Raw genomic sequence first — 20985 nt, 5'->3', positions numbered from 1 at the left:
TTGAACAGGCGAACATTAAGATCGGGCAAGAGTGTATCCGTGGCCATTACGGGCCGCAACCCTGAAAACGGGATTCAGCCAGCACTTTTTTCAGTTTTCGCGACAACGGACTCAACACCGCGAATGAGGGCATCAACAATCGCCGGCTCGGAAGCCGAGTGGCCGGCGTCGCGAATGATCTGGAATTCCGCTTCCGGCCAGGCCTTGCTGAGTGCCAGCGCATTCTCCAGAGGGCAGACCATATCGTATCTGCCGTGGACGATTATTCCGGGAATGTCCGCCAGGCGGCCTGCATCGCGAATGATCTGGTCCGGCTCGAGAAAGGCCGAATTCATGAAATAGTGGCATTCAATGCGGGCCAGGGCGATGGCCACATGAGGATGGCCAAAGTGCTCAACGACCCTCGGGTTCGGGTGCAGCGTCGCACACCTGCCCTCCCAGACCGACCAGGCCTTGGCCGCCTGGATCTGCTCCAGCTCGTTGGAACTGGTCAGCTTGCGATAGTAGGCCGAAACCATGTCAGCCCGGTCGGCTTCCGGAATCTGCGCCTCGAAGTCAGACCAGTAATCCGGGAACACCCGGCTCGCCCCCTCCTGATAAAACCAGTGAATATCCCGCGGCCGACAGAGAAAAATCCCACGAAGAACCAGTCCCGACACCCTTTCCGGATGGGCCTCGGCGTATACCAGGCTGAGAGTCGCCCCCCAACTGCCACCAAATAGAAGCCACTTGTCGATACCGAGAAACGAACGTACCACTTCCATGTCTTCAACCAGCTTGTCCGTGCTGTTGCCTTCGAGCTCTGCCAGGGGGCTGGACCGCCCGGCGCCGCGCTGATCCATCAGAATGATCCGGAATCTCTCAGCGTCGAAAAAGCGCCGATGGTAGTCTTCACAGCCGCCACCGGGGCCGCCGTGGACCACCAGGACAGGTATCCCGTCCGGGTTCCCGCTTTCCTCAACGTAGAGTTCATGGGGAGGATCAACGGCTATGCGATGCTGGGCATTGGGCTTGATTTCCGGGTAGAGGGTGAGCATGAAACGCTCCGCGTGAAGGATTTAACCGGAGTTTAGCTTAACACCATAAAAAAAGGGCCAGATGAAAGATTCATCCAGCCCTTGTTACCCATGCTCGATAAGAGCCGGGCGGTTACTTCTTGTTGGCGCGCTTGCGCTCGTTTTCGGTCAGAAGTTTCTTGCGCAGCCGGATGGACTTCGGCGTTACCTCAACCAGCTCGTCGTCATCAATAAACTCAAGCGCCTGCTCAAGGGTGAACTTGATCGGCGGCACGAGACCAATGACTTCATCCTTGCCAGAGGCCCGCATGTTGTCGAGCTTTTTGGCCTTGGTGGGGTTGACCACCAGGTCGTTGTCCCGGCTGTGAATACCACACAACTGCCCTTCATAAATTTCCTGCCCCGGATCCAGGAACAGCTTGCCACGGCTCTGCAGGGTTTCCAGAGAGTAGGTAAAAGCGGTACCCGTAGCCATAGAAACGATGACACCGTTCTGGCGACTGGTTACATCGCCAACTTTGATCGGGCCGTAGTGGCTGAAAGTCGAAGTCAGAATGCCAGTGCCTGAAGTCATGGTAAGGAAGGTGTTCCGGAAACCAATCAGGCCCCGGGCTGGAATGGTATAGTCCAAACGCATCCGGCCCTTGCCATCCGGAACCATATTGGTCAGGTCGCCTTTACGCAGCCCCATTTGCTCCATGACGGCACCCTGATGCTGCTCCTCGATATCAACAATGACGTTCTCGTAAGGCTCCTGCTTCACGCCGTCAACTTCGCGGATAACAACTTCCGGACGACCAACCGCCAGCTCAAAGTTCTCGCGACGCATGTTTTCAATCAGTACAGACAGATGCAACTCGCCACGACCGGATACCTTGAACTTGTCCGCGGAGTCGCCCTCTTCAACACGCAGCGCCACATTGTGCAGCAGCTCCTTTTCAAGGCGCTCCTTGATGTTCCGGCTGGTGACGTACTTGCCTTCCTTGCCGGCAAAAGGCGAATCGTTGACCTGGAAGGTCATGGACACGGTCGGCTCATCCACCGTCAGTGCCGGCAGAGCTTCAACGTTGGCCTGATCACAAAGAGTGTCAGAGATAAACAGCTCGTCCATGCCACTGACACAGACGATGTCGCCAGCCTGAGCTTCTTCGACTTCAACACGCTGAAGACCGGAATGTCCCATGATCTTGAGGATACGGCCGTTACGCTTCTTGCCGTTGGCGCCAATGGCGGTTACCGGCGAATTGGTCTTGACCTTACCGCGCATGATACGACCAATACCGATCACACCGAGGAAGCTGTTGTAGTCCAGCTGGGAGATCTGCATCTGGAACGGGCCATCCGGATCCACGTTCGGCGCCGGCACGTGGTCAACAATCGCCTGGAACACGGCATCCATGTTGTCATCCAGGTTTTCGTGATCCATCCCGGCAATGCCGTTCAGAGCGCTGGCAAACACAATCGGGAAGTCCAGCTGCTCATCAGTGGCTCCCAGGTTGTCAAACAGGTCGAATACCTGGTCCACGACCCAGTCTGGACGAGCGCCGGGACGGTCAATCTTGTTAACCACGACGATCGGGCGCAGGCCCGCGGCAAATGCCTTCTGGGTAACAAACCGGGTCTGAGGCATGGGGCCGTCAATGGAATCAACCACCAGCAGCACGCAATCGACCATGCTCATGACTCGCTCAACCTCACCGCCGAAATCAGCGTGGCCCGGGGTGTCCACAATATTGATATCGTAGTCGTTCCATTTCAGGGCCGTGTTCTTGGCCAGAATGGTAATGCCCCGTTCTTTTTCCTGATCGTTGGAATCCATGACCCGCTCGCTATCGAGCTCCTTCCGATCCAGGGTGCCGGATTGGCGCAAGAGCTGGTCTACGAGGGTAGTCTTACCATGGTCAACGTGGGCGATGATGGCGATATTACGAAGTTTTTCAATCACAAAAATATTCCTGCGGCATGCACTCAATGACCTGAGAAGGTCTATCGCAGGGAGAATCCCAGCACATGCCGTCTCAAATCCGTAAAATGAACTCATTCACCGGAGCTGGCTGCCCGGCACCCTGCATGGTGCTTTCCGATCCACGATCAAGAAATGACAGGGTAAAAAATGAAGCGGCGCGCAGTATAGCGAAAAGTCGGTGTCGTTAATATGAAGAAAAACGCCTATTCTATATTCGGAACGGATGCACCTGATCAGGGCAAAAATCCAATAAACGCACCAACAAGGTGCACCATTTGAGTGCAGGTTTTCGCCACAGGGCGAGCATTCTCGTTCCAATATGCCCCAAACCCTTGCAGTTGCGCTGTTCTGGAGCATGCCCTAAAAATTGGCAAGCGCCTTGCTTTATCGAAATCAGCCGAAATTTACAGGTAAGACGCAACAGCATTTGCTAAGCTGCGCGAACCTGAGAAACAGATCGGAACCCGTTAGCCCGGGCGATCCGGCGCCACGAACATGAATACAGCCGCCTGTGCGGTATAACTTACGGAGCATGCACAATGTCCAAGACAGTTGATTTGATCAAAGAACACGAAGTCAAATGGGTTGACCTGCGCTTCACTGACAGCCGCGGTAAAGAGCAGCACGTAACACTGCCTGCCACCGAAGTAGATGAAGACTTTTTCGCAGACGGCAAAATGTTTGACGGCTCCTCTATTGCGGGCTGGAAAGGCATCAACGAATCCGACATGATCCTGATGCCGGACGACGAGACCTCTGTACTCGATCCGTTCACCGAAGAAACCACCGTGAACATCACCTGCAACATCGTAGAGCCTTCTACCATGCAGGGTTACGAGCGTGATCCGCGCTCTGTTGCCCGTCGTGCAGAAGAATACCTCAAGTCCACCGGCATCGCCGACGGCGCGCTGTTCGGCCCGGAGCCGGAATTCTTCGTGTTTGACTCCGTAAAGTGGAACGTAGACATGCAGGGCGCGATGTACCACATCCACTCTGAAGAAGCTGCCTGGGTTTCCGGCGAAGATTTCGACCGCAACAACATCGGTCACCGCCCGGGCGTAAAAGGCGGCTACTTCCCGGTTCCCCCGGTGGACAGCCTGCACGACCTGCGTGGCGCCATGTGTGCCGCCATGGAATCCATGGGCCTGGACATCGAAGTACACCACCACGAAGTCGGCACCGCCGGCCAGTGTGAAATCGGTGTTGGCGCCAACACGCTGACCAAAAAGGCTGACGAAGTTCAGATCCTCAAGTACTGCGTGCACAACGTTGCTCATGCCTATGGCAAGACTGCCACCTTCATGCCCAAGCCGGTTGTCGGCGACAACGGTTCCGGCATGCATGTTCACATGTCCCTGAGCAAAGACGGCAAGAACCTGTTCGCCGGTGACAGCTACGCTGGCCTGAGCGAAGCCGCTCTGTACTACATTGGTGGTGTTATCAAGCACGCCAAGGCCATCAACGCCTTCACCAATAGCTCCACCAACTCATACAAGCGTCTGGTTCCGGGCTTCGAAGCGCCGGTTATGCTGGCCTACTCTGCCCGTAACCGCTCAGCCTCTATCCGGATCCCGTACGTGAACAGCCCGAAGGCGCGTCGTATCGAAGTTCGCTTCCCTGACCCGTCTGCCAACCCGTACCTGGCCTTCGCAGCGCTTATGATGGCCGGCCTGGACGGCATCCAGAACAAGATCCACCCTGGCGATGCCATGGACAAGGATCTGTACGACCTGCCGAAAGAAGAGGCGCTGAGCATCCCGACGGTTGCCGAGACTCTGTCCGAAGCTCTGGACTGCCTGGAAGCAGATCACGAGTTCCTGACTCGCGGCGGCGTATTCACCGAAGACATGATCGCGGGCTATGTAGATCTGAAGCGCGGTGAAGTCGAGAAACTGAATATGACCACTCACCCGGTTGAGTTCGACCTGTACTACTCCTGCTAATAACCTCTTCCCAGAGGACCAGCAGACAAGCCCCGCCCCTGTGCGGGGCTTTTTTGTGAGCGAAAGCACAGTGCCTGCAGCCCTTAACGATATGTAACCAACATCCGGGCGACAGGCGTTGAAAACACCCCGGGCCCCGCCGATAATCGGGGAAACCCAATAACAGGTGAGCTTATGAATCCAAAGTCTGGATTGTGTGCCGGCCTTCTGTTTTTTCTGGTAACTCCGGTTTTTGCCGAGGTTTACCGCAATGTCGATTCCTACGGCAACGTGACCTACTCTGACGAGCCCAGCGAAGGCTCTGAAACGGTAGAGGTCAAGCCGGTCACCACAATCACCCTGCCCAAGCCAGAGGTGGTCCAGGAAACCGACAAGCTCCGGGAAGAAGTTCAGCGGGAAGGCGCTGCCTACGAAAGCGTTTCTTTCGTCTATCCGGATAACAACCAGGCGTTCCACAGTGGCAGCGGCGATGTTCAGTTCGAAGTTCGCAGCACCCCTGGCCTGCAGCCAGGCCACAAATACGAGGTGACCCTCGACGGCCAGCCTGTCGGTCAGAGCTCCTCCGGCTCAATTACCGTCAACAACGTGTTCCGTGGAACCCATGAAGCTCGCGCACACATCGTGGATGAAAACGGGGTTCAGGTGAAAACCGGCTCTCCGATCACATTTACTGTTCACCGCCCTTCCGCTTTGAACTGACCCTGCCAACCGGCTACGCGCACTATTGTGGTGCGCGCGCACCAGAAAAAAGCCATACTCTGATCAGCAACGGGGCGAATATACCGGGCTGCTCAGAGGCATGCTCCCGATTTGCACCAGCTTACGGCACTTTTCAGCGCCAATAGGCCCCTCTGCCCGCACTTTGCCCACTCATTTGTGAACCTGGCTCAAAGTGGTTCGCTTTTTGCAAAACTCCGGAAGTCACTTTATGTCGAACCAACGGGATTCACGCATGGCACTGCCCTCGGCCCATCAAACGGGATACAAGAGCATTCTCGACAGCCTTACCACGGCTGTTCTGGTGCTCGAGGATAGCCTGGCTATCCAGTACCTCAACCCGGCCGCAGAAAGCCTGTTCGAAACCAGCATGACCCGCAGCCAGGGCCAACCTTTCCAGGATATTCTGGTCGAATCCGAAGACGCCCTGAAAACCCTTTTCGCCGCCGTTCGGAACGGGCAATCCTACACTCGCAGAGAAGCTGAGTTTCTGCTCACGAGCGGTTCACGACTTACTGTGGATTATTCCGTAACGCCTATCAGCCTGGAGCCGACGGAACTGCTGATCGAAATCCAGCCCAGGGACAGGCTGATGCGGATCAGCCGTGAGGAAGACATCATCTCCCAGCAGGAGACCACCCGTATTCTGGTGCGGGGCATGGCCCACGAGATCAAGAATCCGCTGGGCGGCATTCGGGGCGCAGCCCAGCTGCTTGACCGGGAACTCAGCAGTGAAGACCAGCGGGAGTACACGCGGGTCATCATTGACGAGGCGGACCGCCTCAGAAGCCTTGTTGACCGGATGCTGGGCCCCAACAAGGCACTGAAGCTGGCGCCGACCAACATCCATGAAATCCTGGAAAGAGTGGGCACCCTGCTCGAGGCGGAAAGCAAAGGGCGACTGAATTTCGAACGGGATTACGACCCCAGCATTCCCGAGTTCAAGGGCGACAAGGAACAACTCATTCAGGCGTTCCTGAATATTGCCCGGAACGCGATGGAGGCGGCTTTTGAAAACCAGGGCGGTCACAGCTCTGAAGAACCTCCGACCATTACCTTCCGCACCCGCACCCTGCGTCAGTTCACCATTGGCAACCGCCGCCACAAACTGGTGTGTCGGGTCGACGTGATCGACAACGGACCCGGAATTCCGCCGGAGCTGGTGCAGAACATTTTCTATCCGATGATCAGTGGCCGTGCCAGTGGCACCGGTCTGGGGCTTTCCATCACCCAGAGCATCATCGGTCAACACCGCGGACTGGTTGAATGCGAAAGCGAACCAGGCCGAACCGACTTCATAATCTTCCTGCCTCTGGAGGACACCCCATGAGCCAACCGGCGAACGTCTGGATCATAGACGACGACCGCAGTATTCGCTGGGTGCTGGAGCGCGCCCTTAACCAGGCCGGTATGCAGCCCCGAGTTTTTGACAGTGGTGAAAGCATCATGATGCGGCTGGAGCACGAACAGCCGGATGCCATCGTCAGCGATATCCGCATGCCCGGCGTTGACGGCATCACCCTGCTTTCCCAGATTGTCGACGTTCACCCGGACGTGCCCGTGATCATAATGACCGCCCACTCGGACCTCGAGAGCGCGGTGACCAGCTACCAGACCGGCGCGTTTGAATACCTTCCCAAGCCCTTCGATGTGGATGACGCCGTGGCGCTGGTCAAACGCGCTGTGGCCCATAGCCACGAGAAGCGGGCCAGTGGTGAGCCTCAGGCCGAGATGGCCCAGCGAAACGCCGAAATTATTGGTGAAGCACCGGCCATGCAGGAAGTTTTCCGCGCCATTGGCAGGCTGTCCCACTCCAATATTACCGTGCTGATCAACGGCGAGAGCGGTACAGGCAAGGAGCTGGTGGCTCAGGCACTGCATAACCACAGCCCCAGGGCCAACCACCCGTTCATTGCCCTGAACATGGCCGCCATCCCCAAAGATCTGATTGAATCCGAACTGTTTGGCCACGAAAAAGGCGCCTTTACCGGTGCCGGCGCCGCCCGACAGGGTCGTTTTGAACAGGCCAACGGCGGCACCCTGTTCCTCGATGAAATCGGCGACATGCCCGCGGACACCCAGACCCGACTATTGCGGGTTCTGGCCGATGGCGAGTTCTACCGCGTAGGTGGCACCACCCCGATAAAGGTGGATGTGCGCATCATCGCGGCAACGCACCAGGATCTGGAAAAGCTGGTCCAGGCGGGCACCTTCCGTGAAGACCTCTTCCACCGCCTGAACGTTATTCGCGTGCACCTGCCCAAGCTGGCCGAGCGCCGGGAAGACATCCCCCGCCTGATGCAGCACTTCCTGAAACGGGCCGCAAAAGAGCTGGCCGTTGAGCCGAAGATCCTGCGCGAAGAAGCGGAAGAATACCTGACCACCCTGCCCTGGCCGGGCAACGTCCGCCAGCTGGAGAACACCTGCCGCTGGCTGACCGTCATGGCCAGCGGTCGCGAGATCCACATTGATGACCTGCCCCCGGAATTGCTGCACCAGGCAGAAACACCGACCACCGGGACAACCTGGCAGGAAGGCCTTAAAAACTGGGCCGAACAGGAACTCAAGCGGGGCAAGAAAGGCATTCTCGATACGGCCGTGCCCGAGTTCGAGAAAATCATGATCGAGACTGCCCTGAAGCACACCGGCGGCAGACGCCGTGATGCCTCAATACTGCTGGGCTGGGGACGGAATACGCTGACCCGGAAGATCAACGAACTGGGGATGGATCATCCGGAACACGAAGACGACTGACGATTGGCGAGCCGCCGGGGTTCGTTGATGCTTTGGGGCAGGACTCAGGTCCTGCCCTTTTTTATCGTTCCTGCCAGTAGATCACTCTGTCGTGGCCCCGATAGACGCCGAAGGTTGCCAGGGCGCTGGGGTTATCCAACACGCCATCACCGTCCTCGTCCTCTTCAAGCCAGAGCGGAATGTCCCAAACAAGGGTATCTGTGCCTTGCGTACCGTTCGGTTGCAGGGTGAGCGGACCACCGATACCTCCGGACAAGGTGCCGGCCCCGGAGACCAGCGTATGGTGCGCCTCAAGATCCGATATCGATGCCGTCGACCAGGCAGAGCAGTTATCATCCTGGTTTGTCACCATACGAGTTCCATTCCAGAATTCTGCGCTGAAAGGCATTGAGAGGGCCGCTACATTCTCGGGGCCATAGACGTTTTCCATGCTCCAGGCGCCATATCTGAGCTCCATAGGCGCCGACGGGTTCACCGAAACGGGCACTGAAGATGCTGACACACTGTCTGAATCCTGTACCGAATCCACTAACACGGTCAGATCCGGGGCAAAGGGAGCAATTCGCGACGCGTTGGTTTTTTGGTACCGGATTTGATCTGCTGTTGAAAAGGCATACGAAACCACGCCGGGTGCAGCGACTGAAACCAAGCCCGCCTCAATTGATGACGTGATCGGGTAGTCTGCACCCGTGCTATCTGTGGCACTGTTGTCTTTGACGGGGCCGCTGCGAAGGACGGAACCCGGGGACAGCTTCATGAAACCGCTTTCGGTGTAGTTCCGGGCAGTGTAGGTTCCGGGACCTTTGGCCTCGATCAATAATTCCGGCGGGATCAGCCAACCGGTAGGCTGACCTGCATAAAGAAAAGGCGTGCCTGAGTCGCAGAAAGGATCCAGCTCTCCCGACAAAACGGTAATCTCGAACCGATCCGGCACAAAACGTCCCACGTTCCCGGAAACTCCGTTGAAACCCGGGGACACACCGAGGTAGGACTGGTTAATCGCCACCAGTTCCAGAATGCCGACCTCGTTCCAGCTCAGATCACTGATCGTTGCAGTTCCGGCACTGAAAACGTTACCTGGCACCTGCAGAGATCCTGACAAGGTTCCACTCTCGCCACCAACAGGCTGGAGCAGATTGTGAGTCAGCTCAGCCCCCTGCGACGAACCTTCCTGCCCGTAGCTGACGAGGGCATTGCCAGCAGCTCCCAATGCGGACATACCCAGCTCAAATGTTTCTCCTGCTGCCCTGAAAACATCTCCCGTAGCAGAGTTAGCCGCAGGATTACCCGTGACAACAAGAGCGAATCGATCGGGTCTGACCGTCCACTGCCCCCCGACTCCAGACACAGGCAGCGGGTCTCCGGATGCATCGACCAAAGTCCCGGACGTGTCGTCCAAAAGGTTCAGTCGATACTGGCCGACATCGCTGGTTAAAAGTGAAAAGCCCGCGGTACCGCTACTAAAAGCAAGCGTAACGTTGTCGGTGGCGGGCCAGGAATCCCCAGGCACCCCAGCACCCGCGCTGCTTTGGATCTCTGGTGCAGCCCCGCCGGGATCATCGCCTGTTCGTGAGAGCCATGCTTTAAGATCAATCAAACCATCATAATCCGTTACCAGTCCACATTCGCCGGTGGTCTGGTCCCTGCGAACCGCCCGGACCAAAAAGTCATGATTCCTTTCGGCCACGATATCGAGGTTATTGGTATCGTTGGTCTCAATGACGAAGGCATTTTCGAGGAACTGTACCGGCCCGGAACGACCACCTCGACCACTTGCCAGATCTTCCGCCAGCACCGTCAGTTCATCTGCTGACGCGCTTTCCAGAAGCAAAGACACCGTACCGTTATCTGCGCTGGAGAAACTGTAGGCTACCCGGCCGTCATTATCCGTATCTGGACTTGGCGAGAGGGTCCCCAGGGGGGGATCTGTCAGTTGCGCAGAGCTGCCGCCCCAATTCCCACGGCCAGAACTAGTACTCAGAGAGACAGTACCTTCATACCCTGTGATCAGATCGCCACGCTGGTCCAGAGCCCTGACAATTACTTCGGCCCCCTCACAAACACTGCCCGTTGCTGGCACCGACACCTCAAAACGATCCAGCTGATTGAAGCCACAAGGCCGCACCCGACGGTATAGCTGCTCGATTCCTTCGTTGTCAAAAGCAGCACTGAAAACCGTAACCTCATCAATCAGTCCATCGAAGTAACGCCCTCCGAAAAACTGATCCTGCCCGATATGGAAGGGGTCATTGTTGGTCATCAGATTTCCCGACCAACTGGCTGATCCCGACTCCACACCATCGATATATATGGCCTGACGCCCAACCTCGTAGACAACAGCAACATGGTACCAACGGTTGTCTGTCAGATTGGCGCCGTTTGTGGTGAACGAATAGGTGCGACCATTGTCGGTTCGCCACCACCAGTAGATCTCGCGGCTGGAATCGATGTGGAACTCGAAGTTCTCGTCTTTGGAGACGATGGTTCGAATGCCAGAACGCGGGAAGCTCGCTGGATTTATCCAGGCGCTGATGGTCAGGGGTCCTGAAAGATCCAATGCAGGCTGGTCACCGATCTCGATATAGTCATTGTTGGTAGAGTCAAAACGCGCATATCCGCAGGTTCCCGGGCTTCCAGGACGCGCTGGACTTTGTGTGGAAAAATTTGGCGGGCCTGAAGCTCGTCCATGAAGTCCATTTCCGGAAGCATCAAGAACCTCACCGGCGGATCCATTCCAGGGGCCATTGTCCAGATGCCAATCGGCAACCGACGCGGGGAGAATGGTGCCAACCCCAATCTGGGATCTGAACACGCCATAGCGATCTCCAGAGCTGTCCTGCGCCGACGTGAGTTCCAGAAAGAATTGGCGTTCTTCAAGACTTCCGGACTGCAATGTTGGCACATTGATAATGGCCTGATCCTGGCCAGCTGGAATTGCCACGATTCCGGAGCGTGCACTGTAGTCAGTGCCAGCGGTCGCGGAGCTGTCTCGCGTCTGATAACCAATCGACAAATCCTGGCCGGCAACGGCATCGAGGGTAACCTTAAACCTGGCGGTCTGCCCCTGAAACACAGTCGCGCTTTCAACGCTGATGTCAGGCCCTGGGATGGCACCCTCATTGGTATCCCCTTCCGTATCCTTTCCATCAGAAGCCCCGGAGCTCAGGCTCCAGGCCCCGGTACCATCAGGAAGCCTACGGGCATACTTGCCACTTTCCCCTCCCACAAGAGGCAAATAGGTATCAAAAGGCAGGTGGTCAGGACTGGAAGCACAGGAGGTATCCTGTGAGCCAGAGACGGAGTTGCCAACCTGTACGTAATCAATGGTGTTACCGGCTGCATCGGAAAGCCTCGCATCCATGCCCGCCAGATTTATGTCTGTGTTTCCGAGCGCACTACCACCCATGATCAACCACGGTGAATCGCCGCGGTCCGCCAATGAGAGAGACCGCGCGCCGCTGCAGGAAATCGTAGGATTGTTTTTGCCGTCCGTTGAACAAAACTGAAGCTGCCAGGAGGAATACTCAGATGGCTCGACGCTGGAAGAGAGCAACTTAATCTCTATAAAGCCATCTTTTTCCGATATTTCGTTAATGGTCGCCAGACCCGCAAACTCAGAACAAGCCGCATAAGCCCATTGGGGCGCAGCCACCATCAGCAACAGGAAGACGATCGAAGCTGGTTTTTTTAATCCGCTTCGAGGGGCACCACAATTAGTTCTCATCGAACCTTAACCTCCACCACTCGCTCCGCACGATCAATGCCGGTACCACACTGTCCGGCACTGGTCAGGGTAAAGATCTCCTCCAGCGGAGCGCTACCATTCAGCTCAGCGGTAACCGACTCACAGGCCAGAACTGCGCGGCAACCTGAGAGGCCGCTGACCGAGAAGGTTTTAGGCGTCGTTACCGAGCTGCACGCGCCTCCCTCAAGAGCCTCCCGCACTGCGACCTGGGCGCCACTCTCTGCCGCAAACAGGGCGCGTTGGGACTGAACCTGCAGGCTGATCGCTTCGCCGCTGCTCTGCTGCAGCTGAGCCATGACAACGACGAGTAAAGCCAAAACAGTGATTACAAATAGCGCTACCGGCAGACCAGCGCCAGCCTGTCTGTTCAAGAGATTGTCAGGGCACATTACGAATCTGCACCTCCTGACTAACGCTAGTTACTTCCCCTGTTTCCGGGCTGACCAGCTCGAAGCCGAAAGACACCACACCGTTCCTCTGTAACGAGGGAGGAACAACCTCGAAACGCAGAGAACCAGCCACCAGCCCCGCCGCAAGGACTTCTCTGCGAGGCATCGCCGAGGGCAAGGCCGTCGCCACCGAGGGTTGAATATCATAATCGCGGTAACGGAACAGAAACCTGCCTTGCTGACAAAAGGTCCTGGGCTCATCAATTATGAAGAATTTACGCTCTGGGGATTGAGTAGAGAAGCGGTGGTTAGCGCCACTATCAAACGTCACGGTTACCGGAGAGGGACCGCTCGGCATTGTTGCAGGAGGTGATACAGGCCCGGGACTGCCGGTCGAATAGAGGTTGTTGCCATAGCTATACACAACGACACGCCCACTGGCACTGGTACCGCCAGCCAGAGGAACCGCCTCGAACGAATCAGGGTTGGCTCCCAGAGGCAGGTTAAGATAGTTTGATACCGCAACAACCGGCATCCACTCAATACAGGATCCACTACCGTCAACACGAACGGAACCCGGTAGGGCTTCCCGCAGGGCACGGCTTATCTGCTCACTGATGACAACGGCCGAAAAAGAGCGGAGTTGCCTTGATCCCAGATCGATCGCTCCGGTTGTCGACAAAGCAACGAAACGGACCGAAATCGTGGCCACAATCGCGAGCAGAACGATCACCATTATCAGCTCGACTAACGTAAAGCCCCGGCTAGCGTTCATTAGAAGTTCGCCCTGTACGCAGAGAAAACAAACTGGCCGTCGCCCGGCGCAACAATAACCAGGTCAATCCGTTTGGCCTGAGAGACCGGCAATCCCACTTCATCCCCAGCACAAACCACTGTCACGGATACTGAAAACCCTGAATAACCGGGCAAGGCCGACACGGCGCTGGCAGGCGGGGCGTCGTTCAATCCATCGTAGTCGTCTACGTCATCAAACGTTGATCGCGTCTCCGAGCCGTCAGAACCGATCGAGCAACTACCGGAATACCGTGGGACGCCACCCTGAGGTGTTTGGTCGTCGTATTTCTGGGTAATGATTTCGTCCATGTAGAGCTGTGCCAGCGCTACTGCACGCGTTTGATTAAGTGGGTCGGCACTTCGGCCACTTAGCAAAGCGAAGGCGCCAATAACCCCGGCAATCGCGACACTGATGATAACGATGGTGATTACCAGCTCTACCAGCGTTGCACCCTGATAGCGCCGGTTCATGACTGACAACCCCCACGGTAAACAGCGCCGAGGGAGCTGATACATGTTTGATAGGTGCTGTCGCCTGTGAAGGTCAAGCCAACGTTGCTACCGCTGGATAAGGTTCCTTCCGCGGTGAACGTGAGGGTCAGCGGGAGGGCCAAACCACCAAGGTTGGTGCCAGCACGCTCAACACTGAAGGTACGGGCATTGCCGGTGCCCGCGCCAACTGTAAACAGAAAGTTATCGGAGGTTTGTTCGATAGTCACCGTTCTGGCGGAATTTCCCGCCAACGCTGCCTGCTGGGCAAGCAGCGTGGCGGAGGCAAGTTGCTGGGTGGCCAGCAAGGGGGAGAAGGCCGAGCGGCTGGCGAACAGGCCAATGCCCAGAGCGGAGAGGACTCCGATCAGGATGATGACCATGACCAGCTCTACGAAAGTGAATCCCGATGACCTCAGGACGCTTGTAGTTCTCATGGCCCTCCAATTCTCCGAAACATAGCCCGTGGTAGCTGCACACAATCCTATCCTATGCCGCACCACGAGTGCCGCAGATACCAGACCTAGCAATCACTCACATCAATAGTAATCGTTGGCACGTCATCTGCCGCCGCTGCCGTATAACTGACCTGACAGTTCGCGGCAGTCGCTGCCCCCTTGGCCTGAATGATGATAGCGTCTCCGGCCGCTGCGCCAGCGTTGGTGGCATCAACATTGAAATCGCCATCTGCTCCAGTCGAAATCTGAGCCGCATCTAGAATGCCATCGCCACCAGCGTCCAGAGCTTGAGGGTAACCATTCACCATGTTGACAGTTAAGCCTTCAAGTTCGACTGATGCGGGGTTGTTTCCAACGGCCAGTGCCTTCGAGTGGGCAATTGCCGAAGCCGATTTGATCGCTCCGAACGCGCCCTGGACCGTCGATGCGCGAGCTTCTCCACCCAAGTCCGCAAACCGCGGCAAAGCAAACGCCGCCAGAATGCCCAGAATTACAATCACCATGACCAGTTCAATCAGGGTGAAACCTTTCTCTTTTCTTGCCGCAATGGCTGTCATCGCTTTCATGGTCGTACTCCGTTTTTATCGCCAGTTGGCTTTGAGGTTTATTAGTTAATGGTTGTAGTTATTTCGCCAGTATCAGCATCGTACGCAATGGTGCTGCCCTGGTTGTCTGCTTGATAGGTGAATACACAGTTACCACCGGTGATCGATATTGCGTATTCGGGATTGGTGCCGTTCACGGTGGGTGCATTGGATTGCAGAACACCCAGCCAGACTTCCTCGCACTTGGTGGCATCCATTGTTGTACCGGTATCATTTGAAGCAACAGAGGTCGGCCAGCCATCATCACTGACATCCACATTGTCGTTGCCAAAGCCCACCACATTCGTTTCCGCCGCAGTGAATCCGTTGGATACCCACTGGGTTTTTGCCAGCGCCACACCCGCTGCCAGGGCTCCTGCAGTCGCGCGAATGCTGGACTGATGCGCCTGCTCGGAAAGCTGAGCAAATCGTGGCAATGCAAACGCTGCCAAAATTGCAAGTATGGCAATGACAACCACCAGCTCAATCAGGGTGAAACCCTGATGTTTTTTCGTTCTCGTATCCCGCTTCATAGCATCGGCCTCTTTACGGTTACTTCATCCGTCTGGTCAGCGTTGCGCATCCTGCGTTTGCGCTGCTTCTTCTGTCAACGACACCGGGGCCAGTTTTAACCCCGTCAGCCGTTCTTCCTGCTCCCGCGCACCATTCCCGTTGCGGTCTGCAAATTCCGTTGTCACTGCCCAGGCCAGAGGCTGTTCTTCATTGGCGTGCCGACCATCTATGGTTATTGGCTGCCCTGGTTTATAAATTAACCAGCCTTTGGGCCCGTTTTCTGTTTCTTTTTGTTCTCTGACCCGGAAGCACCAGGTGGCCGTTGCCAGTTGTTCGGCCTGGCACTGCCCTTTGTAATTGCCCCACTGGTGTTCCACCAGCTCAAACGGGTTGATGCCCCGGTGCTCCGCAAGCCGCCCGCCACGGCTCAGCATCACTTCTGCACCCTTGATCACCAGCGCCGATCCGAGCTGGCTGATCACCATATTGGCGGCCCGTTCCTCGGCGTTTCGTGCTTCCCGTTCCAGCACACCGAGCAGAAACCACCACAGAACGCCCAACACGATGACCACGACTGCCAGACGAAACTTGCGGGAAAGCGCGTACCCGCTGGCGTCCGCCTGTTTTGCCGCTGGCACTCAGCCCCGTCCCATGGCGGCGGCCCCCAGGTCCCAGATCGGGAGAAACACACCCAGTGCCAGAATCAAAACCAGAATGCCCATGGCCACAATCAATATTGGCTCAATCGACTCAGCCAGCCTCTTGAGGCCGTAGTCGACATCCTCATCGTAAAAATCCGCCACGTTGTTGAGCATGTCGTCCACAGAACCGGTTTCCTCACCCACGGCAATCATCTGAAGAATCAGCGGCGTGAACATTTCACTGTGCCGGGCGGTTCGGAGCAGGCTTTCGCCTCGCTCGATGCCGGCCCGCATATCCTTGATGTGGCTCGAGATCCACGCGTTATCGGTTGTGTCTGCCACCACAGTTAATGCGGTTGTCACGGGCATACCCGCGGACAGCATGGTGGCAAAGTTCCTCGAAAATCGGCTGAGTGTGATCAGTTCCAGCAGCGGTCCGATAATCGGTAACTTGAGTTTGTAACGATCCCAGGTCAGCCGTCCCTGTTCCGTTTGTTTCCACTGCCGCAGCAACAGTCCGCCAGCAGCAACCGCAAACAGCATCACGTACCAGTAGGCCAGGAGAAAATTGGAGGTGCCAACCAACACCTGGGTCAGAAACGGCAAGTCTGCCCCCAGCTTGTTGAACACCGATGCGAATTTGGGGATAACCAGAAAGTTCACGATCATCAGAGCCGATAACAGGGCAATGATGACAAACATCGGATAACGCATCGCCTGCTTCAGGCGCCGCTTGGTATCCCGCTCCAGCTCGAGAATTTCCGATAGGCGCCGGAAGGCGTCGTCCAGCATCCCGGTGTTCTCGCCTACGTGGATCATGGCAATGAACAGCTCCGAGAACACTTTGGGATGCGCCTGCATGGCCGTCGCCATGGTGGTGCCGCCTTCAAGACGTGTGGTCACATCCTCAAGCACTTCCGCTAACACCGGCGAGCGCGTGGTCTCTGCCAGGCCACGCATGGTTCGGATCAGGGGGATGCCAGCCTTGGTCAGCGCATGCATCTGGCGGCAGAACACAATCAGCTCATCGAGGGTGACCTTCTTCCGGAAGATCGGCAGGCGATTCAATCGATCAATGACCGATTCCGTTTCCTGCACCTCCCGGATAGCGAGCGGAGTAATACCCCGGCGCATCAGTTCGGTGGCAGCAGCATCGGCATTCGGAGCGCCCAGCAAACCCTGCTGGACACCACCACGATCATCCTTGCCCCGGTAGCTGAACTGCATCAGGCGCCTCCCCCGATCGGCTCATCTGGCAGGGGAATATCATCCTCGGGCGAGAACTCGCCCTCGGATGTGGCGGCCACCCGCGCCACCTCTTCCAGTGTCGTCGTGCCCTGCAGTGCAAAGTCCATGGCGCACTGCCCCAGCGGCCGGTACAGGGGGCTCAGGCGGGCCGCTTTGGTGAACTCCGAGACATCCTGGCGTCGAAGAGCATCCAGCATCGCCTCGTTCATTTCCAGCATCTCGTAAACGCCGATCCGGCCCTTATAGCCGGTGTTGCTGCACTGGTAGCAACCACGGCCATGAACGAATCCGGCTTCCATATCCAGGGGATCCAGATCAAAGCTGCGCAGCCAGACCAGCTCCTGTTCCGTGGGCTTGTAGGCCTCGGCACAGTTGTCACAGACCCGCCGCACCAAGCGCTGGGCGACAACACCGAGCAGGGAGCTGGCCACAAGGAAAGGCTCTGCGCCCATATCAATCAGCCGCATGGCACTGCTGATGGAGTCGTTGGTGTGCAGGGTGGAGAGCACCAGGTGGCCAGTCATGGCCGCCCGCAGGCCGATTTCCACGGTCTCGCGATCCCGCATCTCGCCCACCAGGATCACGTCCGGGTCCTGTCGCAGGGCGGCCCGAAGTACATTGGCGAACTCCAGACCGATCTTCGGGTTCACCTGTACCTGGGTAATCCGGGGCAGACGGTATTCCACCGGATCCTCGGCAGTGATGATTTTCACTTCCGGGCGGTTGAGCTCGGTCAAAGCACCATAGAGCGTCGTCGTTTTACCGCTACCGGTGGGACCGGTCACCAGGATCATGCCATGGGGTTTTTTGATCATCCGGCGGAACCGTTCCAGCAACTGACCTGGCATCCCCGTTCCGTCGAGGTTCAACATGCCCTGACTCTGGTCCAGCAAACGCATCACCACGGATTCGCCGTACTGAACGGGCATGGTGGAGACCCGCACATCGATACTGCGGCCCTTCACCCGAACGTTGAAGCGCCCGTCCTGGGGCATCCGCTTCTCAGAGATGTTCAGGCCTGCCATCAACTTCAGGCGCAATACCAGCGCGGCATTGACCCGCTTTTCCTTCATCACCTGTTCCTGCAGCACACCGTCCACCCGCTGCCGGATACGGACCACGGTCTCGTCGGGCTCGATGTGGATGTCCGAACTGCGCGCTTGAACAGCATCCTCGAACAGCGTTTGCAGCAATTTGACCACCGGTGCTTCAGCGCTTTCGGATTCGGCGGAAAGATCCGCCAGGTCGAAGGCATCGTCGCCCAGTTCGTCTTCCAGCTCTTCCGCCAGCGACGCAATCTCATCGGTACGCCGGTACACCAGGTCCAGAGTGTTCAGCAGCTCGCTTTCCCGAACCACGGCCTGTTTGATGGGCTGCCTCAAAATGCGGACCAGCTCATCGTAGGCAAAGATGTCCAGAGGATCGGCCATGCCCACGAGCAGTTCGCCACTATGCTCCGCCAGCACGATACTGCGGAACCGACGGGCCATGGCTTCCGGGAGTTTTTTCACCAGCTCGTTGTTGAACTGGTAGTGACGCAGCTGCACAAAAGGTACATCGAGCTGACGGGACAGGATATTGAGCAGGCTGTCTTCGTCCACATAGCCAAGATCCGTCAGCGTCTTGCCAAGCTTGCGACCGGTACTCTTCTGCTCGCGCAGGGCCGTCATCAGCTGCTGCTCAGTGATAACGTCATTCTGAACCAGCAGGTCGCCTAACCGGACTTTCTTTTTTGGCTCTGTCGTCATCATCCCGCCTGCAAAGATTTCAGTCGTTCACGAACATAATCCGCCAGGGAAGGCGAAAGCCCGGGTAACTGGGCGGCCTGGCTGTAGGCCCGAACCGCACTATTGATCTCGCCGCCCGTCTCGAGGGCAATCGCAAGGCCCACCCACCAGGCCGCGCGGCTGTCGTCCTCGGCAATCAGGGCCGACCAGTGTCGGGCTGCCTCGGTATTGCGGCCTGCCTGCTGCAGCAAGGTTGCCAGGGTTACCCGATATTCCACGTTCTGGCGCACAGTGGGCACACTGAGCTCAAGGGCAGTGATTGCGTCAGGCAACCTGCCCTTGGCGTGAAGCGCCCGGGCCCTGAGAAGCCGCAGACCGGCATCACCGTTCGTCACCGATTCCGGAAGCCATGCCAGTGCCCTGTCCGGCATTTCCTGAACCAACATCTGACGCGCGAATACTTCCCGGCTGGCAATCGCCGCCTGAGTCGCGGCCAGTTCCTGCAATTTTTGCTCGGCTTCCCGGGTATCCCCGCTTCTGAGTAAAGACGCCAGTTCGCGGCTAACCCGGCGATCGATAGCTTCGGGCGTCTCACGGACCTGCTTCACCGACGGCGTTGGTGCCTCTGTCTCCTGGGCAGGTTTGCTCTCTGCCACCACGGGCTCACTGACAGCATCTTCAGGCTCGGAAGTCAGGCGTCTAACCGGTTCGGGCGTTGGCTCTGACACGACCGTCTCGGCTGCTTCCATGGCTTTGGGTTCAGGCTGTACCACGGCAGGGGGCTCAGGAGCTGGTGGCAGCTGGCTGACCGGCTCATTCTCGATCCCGGACAAAGCTGGCTCGATGGTATCTTGCCCACCATCCACAGACTGAGAATCAGCTGAACTCTTTTCGGTTCCGGCATCCTGATCAATTGGCGGTGCCATGACGGTTTTCGGCGCTGGCGAGGCGCTCACCTCAACAGGCCTCTCTTCACTGCCGGTCCGAGTCATGAACCAGAAGACAGACGCGCCAACCAAACCCGCGGCGAAGAGCAATACGACCGCCCAGAATCCGGAACGTGGGCGGCCCCGCGATTGCGACTGCCCGGCATAGGCCGCGGCAACCTCCGGTCGGTGCTGACGTTGTTCTGCAGCACGCAGGGCATCGTTCAGGAGGCTCATAACCACCTCCCGATCAGGCCCGGCACCCGTACGCTTTCGGTGTCGCGAATGGCCTGCATGGCATGGCCCCGCTCGATAAGACGGTCGCCTCGGCCCCAGGCCGCCAACATGGACTTGTGGGCAAGAATATTAACCAGCCTCGGAATACCACCGGAAGCCCGGGTAATCAGACGAAGCGCTCCCGGCGCAAAAAGATCAGCGCCGTTATAGCCGGCCTGCGCCAGGCGATGCCGCAGATACTGGGCAACCGAATTCCGGTCCAGAGGCGTCAGGCGGTAGTGAAAGGTGATGCGTTGATTCAGTTGGCGCAGGCTCTGCTTTTTGAGCAGTACATCAAGTTCCGGCTGGCCAAACAGAACCACCTGAAGCAGCCGGACACTCTCGGTTTCCAGGTTCGTTAACAGACGCAACGCCTCGATGGTTTCCTCCGGCATGGCCTGGGCCTCGTCAATCACCAACACGACCGGCTTCTGCTCCATGGCATGGCTGATCAACTTTTCGTTGATGGCCTTGAGGACCTGGTGGGCATTGGCGCATCCGGACATATCCACACCCAGTTCTTCGGCTACCGCCTCGTAAAGGGTATCCGGGGTAAGCTGCGGGTTGGGGATATACGCAGTGAGGGCAATAGGCTCGAGTTCGTTAAGCAGCAGCCGACACAGCAGGGTCTTGCCAGTGCCGACCTCTCCGGAGATCTTGATGAAGCCCTCACGCTCTTTCAGAGCCACCAACAACAGTTCCAGCGCATCGCCATGGCTGGGCGCCCGCAGAAAATAGCGGGTATTGGGCGTCAATGCGAACGGTGCTTCCTGCAGTCCGAAATGGGCTTCGTACATG

At 57.3% G+C, this 20985-nt stretch carries 18 protein-coding genes; 4 read left to right on the top strand and 14 right to left on the bottom strand.

Annotated elements, in window-relative coordinates; all coding sequences use genetic code 11:
* Positions 1 to 74 precede the first annotated feature (74 nt).
* Positions 75 to 1037: a prolyl aminopeptidase gene (gene pip / locus MDHKLMBL_RS17440; protein ID WP_008170892.1), complete on the bottom strand. Its 963-nt coding sequence runs from the start codon at positions 1035 to 1037 to the stop codon at positions 75 to 77.
* 112 nt (positions 1038 to 1149) lie between these two features.
* Positions 1150 to 2961 carry a translational GTPase TypA gene (typA, locus tag MDHKLMBL_RS17435; protein ID WP_008170894.1) on the bottom strand — a complete coding sequence of 604 codons (1812 nt, stop codon included), beginning with the start codon at positions 2959 to 2961 and terminating at the stop codon, positions 1150 to 1152.
* A 560-nt stretch (positions 2962 to 3521) separates the two neighbouring features.
* On the opposite strand from typA, the gene glnA reads away from it, so the two are divergent.
* The 4 genes from glnA to ntrC all read left to right on the top strand — a co-directional run bounded on the left by glnA (position 3522) and on the right by ntrC (position 8396).
* Positions 3522 to 4925 carry a glutamate--ammonia ligase gene (gene glnA, locus MDHKLMBL_RS17430; protein WP_104271624.1) on the top strand — a complete coding sequence of 468 codons (1404 nt, stop codon included), beginning with the start codon at positions 3522 to 3524 and terminating at the stop codon, positions 4923 to 4925.
* A gap of 174 nt (positions 4926 to 5099) precedes the next feature.
* A complete protein-coding gene (locus tag MDHKLMBL_RS17425) occupies positions 5100 to 5624 on the top strand; it encodes a DUF4124 domain-containing protein (RefSeq protein WP_088558143.1) in 525 nt (174 codons plus the stop codon).
* Between the two features lie 253 nt (positions 5625 to 5877).
* On the top strand, positions 5878 to 6972 hold the full coding sequence (glnL, locus tag MDHKLMBL_RS17420; RefSeq protein WP_104271793.1) for a nitrogen regulation protein NR(II): 1095 nt from the start codon (positions 5878 to 5880) through the stop codon (positions 6970 to 6972).
* Positions 6969 to 8396, top strand: coding sequence for a nitrogen regulation protein NR(I) (gene ntrC, locus MDHKLMBL_RS17415; protein ID WP_014575986.1), 1428 nt, complete (start codon positions 6969 to 6971; stop codon positions 8394 to 8396). The genes glnL and ntrC overlap by 4 nt, the downstream gene beginning before the upstream one ends.
* Before the next feature lie 61 nt (positions 8397 to 8457).
* On the opposite strand, the gene MDHKLMBL_RS17410 is transcribed toward ntrC, so the two are convergent.
* The 12 genes from MDHKLMBL_RS17410 to MDHKLMBL_RS17355 form a co-directional block, all read right to left on the bottom strand.
* Positions 8458 to 11802, bottom strand: a complete 3345-nt coding sequence (locus tag MDHKLMBL_RS17410) for a LamG-like jellyroll fold domain-containing protein (RefSeq protein WP_158254291.1) — start codon at positions 11800 to 11802, stop codon at positions 8458 to 8460.
* Positions 11803 to 12116: 314 nt separating this feature from the next.
* Positions 12117 to 12437, bottom strand: a complete 321-nt coding sequence (locus MDHKLMBL_RS17405) for a hypothetical protein (protein WP_241956265.1) — start codon at positions 12435 to 12437, stop codon at positions 12117 to 12119.
* Positions 12438 to 12519: 82 nt separating this feature from the next.
* Complete coding sequence (locus tag MDHKLMBL_RS17400) at positions 12520 to 13305, bottom strand: type II secretion system protein (protein WP_104271618.1); 786 nt, start codon at positions 13303 to 13305, stop codon at positions 12520 to 12522.
* Entirely contained in the window at positions 13305 to 13796 is a 492-nt protein-coding gene (locus MDHKLMBL_RS17395; RefSeq protein ID WP_104271616.1) for a type IV pilus modification PilV family protein, read from the bottom strand. The genes MDHKLMBL_RS17400 and MDHKLMBL_RS17395 overlap by 1 nt, the downstream gene beginning before the upstream one ends.
* On the bottom strand, positions 13793 to 14251 hold the full coding sequence (locus tag MDHKLMBL_RS17390; RefSeq protein WP_104271614.1) for a type II secretion system protein: 459 nt from the start codon (positions 14249 to 14251) through the stop codon (positions 13793 to 13795). Before MDHKLMBL_RS17390 ends, MDHKLMBL_RS17395 begins: the two co-directional genes overlap by 4 nt.
* 86 nt (positions 14252 to 14337) lie before the next feature.
* Entirely contained in the window at positions 14338 to 14838 is a 501-nt protein-coding gene (locus MDHKLMBL_RS21295; RefSeq protein WP_274540924.1) for a type II secretion system protein, read from the bottom strand.
* A gap of 41 nt (positions 14839 to 14879) precedes the next feature.
* Entirely contained in the window at positions 14880 to 15389 is a 510-nt protein-coding gene (locus tag MDHKLMBL_RS17380) for a prepilin-type N-terminal cleavage/methylation domain-containing protein (protein WP_104271612.1), read from the bottom strand.
* Between the two features lie 36 nt (positions 15390 to 15425).
* Positions 15426 to 16007 carry a hypothetical protein gene (locus tag MDHKLMBL_RS17375; protein ID WP_104271610.1) on the bottom strand — a complete coding sequence of 194 codons (582 nt, stop codon included), beginning with the start codon at positions 16005 to 16007 and terminating at the stop codon, positions 15426 to 15428.
* Positions 16008 to 17237 (bottom strand): type II secretion system F family protein, encoded by a 1230-nt coding sequence (locus MDHKLMBL_RS17370; protein ID WP_014575978.1) that lies wholly within the window; start codon positions 17235 to 17237, stop codon positions 16008 to 16010.
* Complete coding sequence (locus tag MDHKLMBL_RS17365; protein WP_104271608.1) at positions 17237 to 19006, bottom strand: GspE/PulE family protein; 1770 nt, start codon at positions 19004 to 19006, stop codon at positions 17237 to 17239. The genes MDHKLMBL_RS17370 and MDHKLMBL_RS17365 overlap by 1 nt, the downstream gene beginning before the upstream one ends.
* On the bottom strand, positions 19006 to 20148 hold the full coding sequence (locus MDHKLMBL_RS17360; protein ID WP_104271606.1) for a tetratricopeptide repeat protein: 1143 nt from the start codon (positions 20146 to 20148) through the stop codon (positions 19006 to 19008). The genes MDHKLMBL_RS17365 and MDHKLMBL_RS17360 overlap by 1 nt, the downstream gene beginning before the upstream one ends.
* Positions 20145 to 20984 (bottom strand): ExeA family protein, encoded by an 840-nt coding sequence (locus MDHKLMBL_RS17355; RefSeq protein ID WP_104271604.1) that lies wholly within the window; start codon positions 20982 to 20984, stop codon positions 20145 to 20147. Before MDHKLMBL_RS17355 ends, MDHKLMBL_RS17360 begins: the two co-directional genes overlap by 4 nt.
* Between the last annotated feature and the right edge of the window lies 1 nt (position 20985).

Source organism: Marinobacter flavimaris, assembly GCF_002933295.1.
In the GTDB taxonomy this organism is placed as follows: Bacteria; Pseudomonadota; Gammaproteobacteria; order Pseudomonadales; family Oleiphilaceae; genus Marinobacter; species Marinobacter flavimaris.
The sequence above is the reverse complement of the archived record's forward strand: the minus strand, read 5'-3'. Positions and strand labels throughout refer to the sequence as shown.